Annotated in this window: 4 protein-coding genes; 3 read left to right on the top strand and 1 reads right to left on the bottom strand. The window is 75.4% G+C overall.

What is annotated here, in order from left to right; translation table 11 throughout:
• Window positions 1-181 precede the first annotated feature (181 nt).
• The 3 genes from CCN35_RS24155 to CCN35_RS24145 all read left to right on the top strand — a co-directional run bounded on the left by CCN35_RS24155 (window position 182) and on the right by CCN35_RS24145 (window position 5,779).
• Window positions 182-2,194, top strand: coding sequence for a type IV secretory system conjugative DNA transfer family protein (locus CCN35_RS24155; RefSeq protein ID WP_245863399.1), 2,013 nt, complete (start codon window positions 182-184; stop codon window positions 2,192-2,194).
• Between the two features lie 144 nt (window positions 2,195-2,338).
• Complete coding sequence (locus CCN35_RS24150) at window positions 2,339-4,039, top strand: PucR family transcriptional regulator (protein WP_067395494.1); 1,701 nt, start codon at window positions 2,339-2,341, stop codon at window positions 4,037-4,039.
• Between the two features lie 294 nt (window positions 4,040-4,333).
• Complete coding sequence (locus CCN35_RS24145) at window positions 4,334-5,779, top strand: aldehyde dehydrogenase family protein (RefSeq protein ID WP_067395490.1); 1,446 nt, start codon at window positions 4,334-4,336, stop codon at window positions 5,777-5,779.
• Window positions 5,780-5,980: 201 nt separating this feature from the next.
• On the opposite strand, the gene CCN35_RS24140 is transcribed toward CCN35_RS24145, so the two are convergent.
• On the bottom strand, window positions 5,981-6,840 hold an 860-nt coding region (locus tag CCN35_RS24140), incomplete at its 5' end, for an MFS transporter (RefSeq protein WP_245863397.1).

Below are 6,840 nucleotides of genomic sequence, written 5' to 3'. Positions count from 1 at the left end.
ACCGTGATCGGGGGCAGCCGCCCCCGCCCCGGAGCGGCTGCCCCCGATCACGGTCGTCGGTCTGCTGATCCCGCTGGCCGTCGCCCTCGTCCTGTGGTCCCTGTGGCGGCAGGGCGCCTTTCCCTATCAGGGGGCGCCGCTGAGGCTGTTCACACCGGACGACTGGTGGTGGGGCGGCACCGTGTCCCCCAGGGGGATGCAGGGCCGCGAGGCCCTGGTGGTCTACGACGGCGTGTTCTTCGCCGTGCTCGTCTACGCCGTCGGCCGGCTCGGCAGCTGGCCCGACGTCGTACGGCACTTCGTGGGCCGCCGGCCGCAGCCCGCGCGCGCCCTGTGGGCGGCGGGCGGCGCCCTGATCACGCTGAGCCTGGTCTTTCCCGAGGCCTTCCCGCTCGTCGGCTGGGATCCCCTGCCGGTCGTCGACCCCGTGTTCTCCCTGATCGCGCTTCTCTCCGGCGGCTACGGTCTGTTCGCCTCCCCGCTGTTCACCAACACGCTGTACGCGCTCATCACCCTGCTGGTCGTCTGGCCGTTCGCCCGGGTCGGCGGCTGGCGGGCGTACGCCAAGGAGCTCGCCGCCCGTCGCCGGGCCGCCGCGGAGAAGACCGCCGCCCCGGCCCCGGCGGAGCCGCCCCGCTCGCAGTGGCCCGCGCTGCGTCACGCCGGGCAGCACCAGGCGGCCGACCGGCTGACCGCCGAGGTGGCCGGCGGCCGGATGAACGACGTGGACTGCGCCCGTGTCGAGCGGATGTGGCAGGAGGCCCGGCGGGAGGGCCGCACGGCCGCCTTCGCCGACACCGTGCTGCGGCAGGGCGGCGCCGCCTGGACCCACCCCTCCGGGGCCCGTGACCTGCCCGGCCGCACCGCGCACCACGACCTGCTCCAGGGACAGGTGCGCCTGGGGCGCTGGGTGCCGGGGGAGCGGGGCCCGCGCGCCTACGAGGGCGCCGGTGCCGCCGTGGACCCGGACACCCTCGGCACCTCGCTGCTGGTGGTCGGCCCGCCCGGCTCCGGCAAGACCCGGCACGTCACCGCGCCGGTCACCGAGGCACTGACGCTGCAGGCGCTGACCGGCCGGTGCGCGGTCGTCGCCGTCTGCGCCGCCGGGACCCCGCTCGGCCCCGACGCGGCGTTCGACGTGGTGGTGCGGATCGGCGACCCCGCCTCCGTGCACGACCTCGACCCCTACGCCGGGTCCGACGACCCCGACGAGGCCGCCGCCGTCCTCGCCGAGGCCCTGGTCGGGGACCTCGACACCGTCGGCAACCAGAGCGCCGCCACCGCGCTCGCCCAGCTGCTCGGCCCCTACCGGGCGGTGCACGGGCGCTTCCCGCCGCTGCCGGTGCTGCGCGAGCTGCTGGAGGGCGAGCCGGGCGCGCTGGCGTCGCTGCGGGCGGGACTCGCGGCCGACGAGCACGCCGTGATGCGGCGTGAGCTGGACGCCCGGATGCGGCAGGCGGGCTCCGCGACCGACGCCGGCCCGGTGCTCGCCGACCGGCTCGCGCTTCTGGACCGGCCGGCCTTCCACGAGTTCTTCGGCGGCGGCACCGGCGGCGACCGGCCGTTCTCGCTGCGCGCCGTGGTCCACCATCCGCTGCGGGTCCGCATCGACCTGCCCGAGCAGGGGCACGAGGAGGTCTCCCGGCTGATCGCCCGGCTGGTCCTGGCCCAGTTCCACACCGTCGTCCGGGACACCCGGCGCCCGCACTTCGCCTGCCTGGTCCTCGACGACGCCACCGGCACCGTCACCGCCGAGTCGGTGCGCCGCCTCCAGCGGCTGCGCGCGCGGAACGCGGGAGTCGTCCTCGCGCTCCGCTCGGTCGCCGACGTGCCCGAGGCGCTGCACGGCCCGCTGCTGGGGGCCGTCGGCTGCCGCATGGCGCTCTCCGGAGTCACCACCTGGGACGGCAGCCGGTTCTCGCAGGCCTGGGGCACCGAGTGGGTGGAGACCAAGGAGACGGCCCAGCACACCGTCTTCGCCCACCAGCCGATGACCCGTGCCATCCACGCCCTGCGCAAGCTGGTGACCGGACGGGCCGTGACCACGGACTCCGTGATGACCCGCCGGGTCGAGCGGGAGCGCTGGTCCGCCTCCCAGCTGGCCCACGAGGTCCCGCCGGGGCACGCCGTGCTGTCGCTGACCAGTGTGCGGGGCGACCAGGCACCGCCTCTGCTGGTGGATCTGAGAGGCTGAACGAGTCGGACGTCTGTGCGTGCGGTCGCACGTCCATCGGATGCCGACCCTACGGTGAGGCAGAATTGACACCGGCCGTTCATACACGGCGGCCAAAAATGCCCATCGCCGGCAGAAGCAGATCTCCGCAGACCAGAAGGCCTCATGCCCCTGACGCTCGCCTCGCTCGTCCAGCACTCCGCGCTCAAGCTGACCGTGCGGGCGGGCGGGGACCGCCTGGACGTGCCCGTCCGCTGGGCCCATGTCAGCGAGCTCGCCGACCCCGTGCCCTACATGGAGGGCGGGGAACTGCTGCTGATCACCGCGCTCCAGCTGGACGCGGAGAACCCCCGGGCCATGCGCCGCTATGTGAAGCGGCTGGCCGAGGCCGGCGTCGTCGGGATCGGCTTCGCCGTCGGCGTCAACTACGACGAGATCCCCCAGGCGCTCGTCGAGGCGGCCGAGGAGGAGGGGCTGCCGCTGCTGGAGGTGCCCCGCCGCACCCCGTTCCTCGCCATCAGCAAGGCGGTCTCGGCGGCCCTCGCGGCCGACCAGTACCGGGCGGTCACGGCGGGCTTCGCCGCCCAGCGGGAGCTGACCAGGCAGGCCCTGAACGCCGGTCCCGAGGGGCTGCTCGCCGCGCTCGCCGCCCAGGTCGACGGCTGGACGGCGCTCTACGACGCCTCGGGCGCCGTCGTCGCCGCCGCACCGGAGTGGGCGGGCCGCAGGGCCGCCCGTCTCACCGCGGAGGTCGAACGGCTGCGGGACCGCCCGGCGCCCGCGTCGGCCGTGGTGGGCGGACCGGAGACCGAGGACCGCGTCGAGCTGCACTCCCTCGGCACCGGACGCCGCCCGCGCGCCGCGCTCGCCGTCGGCACGGCCGCCGCTCTCGGCACCGCCGAGCGGTACGCCGTCCACTCCGCCATCGCCCTGCTGACCCTCACCACGGAGCGCTCCCGCTCGCTGTACGCAGCCGAGCAGCGCATCGGCGCCGCCGTCCTGCGCATGCTGCTCGCCGGCGAGTCGGACCACGCCCGGGCCGTCGCCGGGGACCTGTACGGCGATCTGCTGGACGCCCCCTTCCGGGTGATCGTCGCCGAGTCCGCCCCGGTGTCCGCCACGCGGGCGCACGCCGAAGCCCATGCGCGCGTGCGCACCGCCAAGCCGCCCACGGCCGCGGTGCCGCCCGCCGCCGCCACCGCGGGGGCCGCAGCCGCCGTGCCGGCCGCGGCCGGGGACGGCGGCCCGCTCGCCGGGCTCGCCGAGACCGTGGAGGCGGCCGCCGCGCGGGCCGGGGAGGCGGTGCTGGTCGTGCCCGAGGGCGAGCGGCTGGTGGTGCTGGCCGTCGACGGGGGCGCGGCCGTGGCGGCGTGCGGGAAGTACGCGGAGGCGCTGGAGGCGGCGCGGACCAAGGCCGTGGGCGAGCAGGCCGGTGAGGGAGGCGAACTGGTCGTGGGCCTGTCCGCACCGACCGGGCCCGTCGCGACCGCCGTGGCGTACAGGCAGGCCGAACAGGCGCTGTCGGTGGCACGGAGGCGTGGACGCGTCCTCGTCGAGCACGAGCAGCTCGCCTCCGGTTCGATGCTGCCGCTGCTCGCGGACGACGCGGTCAGGGCGTTCGCCGACGGGCTGCTGCGCCCCCTGCACGAGCACGACGCCACCGGCCGCGGCAACCTCGTGGCCTCGCTGCGGGCCTGGCTGTCGCGGCACGGCCAGTGGGACGCGGCCGCCGCCGACCTCGGCGTGCACCGGCACACCCTGCGCTACCGGATGCGCAGGGTCGAGGAGATCCTGGGCCGTTCCCTGGACGACGCGGACGTACGGATGGAGCTGTGGCTGGCCCTGAAGGCGACCTCCCACGAATAGCCGCGAACAGCCCGCAGGACGAACGGACGCCCCGGGGACGCACCGGGCCCCGGACCCCCTCGGGCGCCCCGCTCCCGCCTTCCCGGCTCCTCCCGTTCCTCTCCGCTCCTCTCCGTTCCTCTTCGTTCCACCGCCGTCCTGCCCCGCCGCACCCCTGTCGCGCCGGTCCTGCGCCAATCCGGCGTACGCGCGGAGGACACTGCTCCACCTCGGCCAAGCGCCCACGGCCCACCCCGGCCCTACCGTTGACGACGCAAGCAGACCCCTCGACGCGGAAGGGCCGGGAACCTCACGATGACTTCCCCTCACGCCTTCTGGCTCGCCGGCCGCCAGGCCACCGGCGAGGACACCTTCGACGTCACCTCCCCGTGGGACGGACGGCTGGTCGGCACGGTGAGCGTGCCGACCGACGCCCAGGTGGAGGAGGCCGTGGCCGCCGCGTACGCCGTGCGGGACGAGTTCGCCGCCACCCCGGCGCATGTGCGTGCCGCCGCCCTGGACCACGTCAGCAAGCGGCTGGCCGAGCGCGCCGAGGAGATCGCCCAGCTGATCTCCGCCGAGAACGGCAAGCCGATCAAGTGGGCGCGCGGTGAGGTCGGCCGTGCCGTGTCCGTGTTCCGCTTCGCCGCGGAGGAGGCCCGCCGGTTCAACAGCGGCGAGGCGCAGCGCCTGGACACCGACGCCGGCGGTCAGGGGCGGCTGGCGTTCACCCGCCGCTTCCCCAAGGGAGTCGTCCTCGGCATCGCGCCGTTCAACTTCCCGCTGAACCTGTGCGCCCACAAGGTCGCCCCGGCCATCGCCGCCGGAGCCCCGATCATCCTCAAGCCGGCTCCCGCCACCCCGCTGTCCGGGCTGATCCTCGGCGAGCTGCTGGCCGAGACCGACCTGCCGGCCGGCTCCTGGTCGATCCTTCCGGTGCCCAACGACAGGATGCCCGCCCTGGTCCAGGACGAGCGGCTGCCGGTCATCTCCTTCACCGGGTCGGAGAAGGTCGGCTACGCGATCATGGAGTCGGTGCCGGGCAAGCACTGCACCCTGGAGCTCGGCGGCAACGCCGCGGCCGTCGTCCTCGCCGACTGGGCGAGCGACGAGGACCTGGACTGGGCCGCGAACCGCATCGCCACCTTCTCCAACTACCAGGGCGGCCAGTCCTGCATCTCCGTGCAGCGCGTGATCGCCGACGCCTCCGTGTACGAGCGTCTGCTGCCGCGGATCGTCGCCGCCGTCGAGGCCCAGGTCACCGGCGACCCCTCCGACCCCGCGACCGATGTCGGCCCGCTGATCAGCGAGGACGCCGCCAAGCGCGTGGAGTCCTGGGTGCAGGAGGCCGTCGGGGCCGGTGCCGCCCTCCTCACCGGCGGCAAGCGCGACGGCGCCTCCTACGCGCCGACCGTCCTGACCGACGTGCCGGCCGATGTGACGATCTCCTGCGAGGAGGTCTTCGGGCCGGTCCTGACGGTGCAGAAGGTGGACGGCGAGGCCGAGGCCTTCGCCGCGGTCAACGACTCCAAGTACGGCCTCCAGGCGGGTGTGTTCACCCACGACCTGCAGGCCGCCTTCCGCGCCCACCGTGCCCTGGAGGTCGGCGGCGTGGTCATCGGCGACGTCCCCTCCTACCGCGCCGACCAGATGCCCTACGGCGGCGCCAAGCGGTCCGGTGTGGGCCGTGAGGGCGTGAAGTTCGCGATGGACGACTACACCTACGAGCGCGTCCTGGTCCTGACCGGGCTGGCCCTGTAGGCCGGGCACCTCGGCAGCCGACGACGGCCGGAGCCCGCTGTGCGGGGCTCCGGCCGTCGTGCATGCGCAACGGGGCCTTCGGGCGCGGGCGGTGCGGTTCCCCGGCGCGTGACTCCGGCCTGCGCCGACGTGTTGCCGCGCGGTACGTCCGAGGGTGCCGTACGTCCACGGGGAAGCACGTCCCCGCCGGGGCCGGGGTGCTCAGGCGGCCCTCTTCGGCTGCCGCCGGGGCAGTTCGGCGCGGCGCACCGCGTCGGAGGCCAGGGCGAGGAGCGCGCCCAGACCGGCGAAGAGACCGCAGCCGACGAACACCGGTGCGGTGCCCCAGGCCTCGACGGCGGCGCCGACCAGCGGGTAGCCGAGCGGCGGAAGGCCGACCAGGGTGAGCATGACGACGGAGGTGACCCGGCCGAGACAGGCCGGGTCCGCCGCGGTCTGGACGAGGGCGTTGCCCACACTGCTGAAGACGCCCGCGTTCGCCCCGACCACGGCGGCCAGCGCCACGGCGCCCCCGAGGGACGGCACGAACGCGATGGCGGACGCTCCCGCGCAGCCGGCCAGCAGCGTGCCGGACACCACCAGGCCGGCCCGCGGCAGCCGGCCGGCGACGGTGAGCAGCGCGGCGCCGGCCGTCGCCCCCGCGCCGAAACCGCCGACGATCCAGCCGTAGCCGGAAGGACCCCAGCCGCGTTCGGCGTTGAGGAGCACCAGGCCGACGTTGAGGGCGCCGACGAGCCCGAGTTCGCAGAGGGCCCCGACGGCGACGAGCGGGCCGATGAGGCGGTGGCGGCGGACGTGGCGCAGACCGTCGAGCGCGTCCTGCCACGCCGTGCCGGGCGCGGGCTGCTTCGCGTCGCCCGTCTCGAGGGGCCGTATGCGGATCGTCAGCAGCAGCGGCAGGGAGAGCGCGAAGAGCAGACCGGCGGCGGTGAAGGCGGCCACCGCTCCTCCCAGGCCCATGGCCAGGCCGCCGACGGGCGGGCCCGCGATCTGGGCGAGACGCATCGCCAGGGAGCGCATACCGGTGACCCGGGCCAGCTGGTCGGGGCTGGTGATCCGTG

Origin of the sequence: Streptomyces thermovulgaris (assembly GCF_002155915.1) — a bacterium.
Lineage (GTDB): Bacteria > Actinomycetota > Actinomycetes > Streptomycetales > Streptomycetaceae > Streptomyces > Streptomyces thermovulgaris.
The sequence above is the reverse complement of the archived record's forward strand: the minus strand, read 5'-3'. Positions and strand labels throughout refer to the sequence as shown.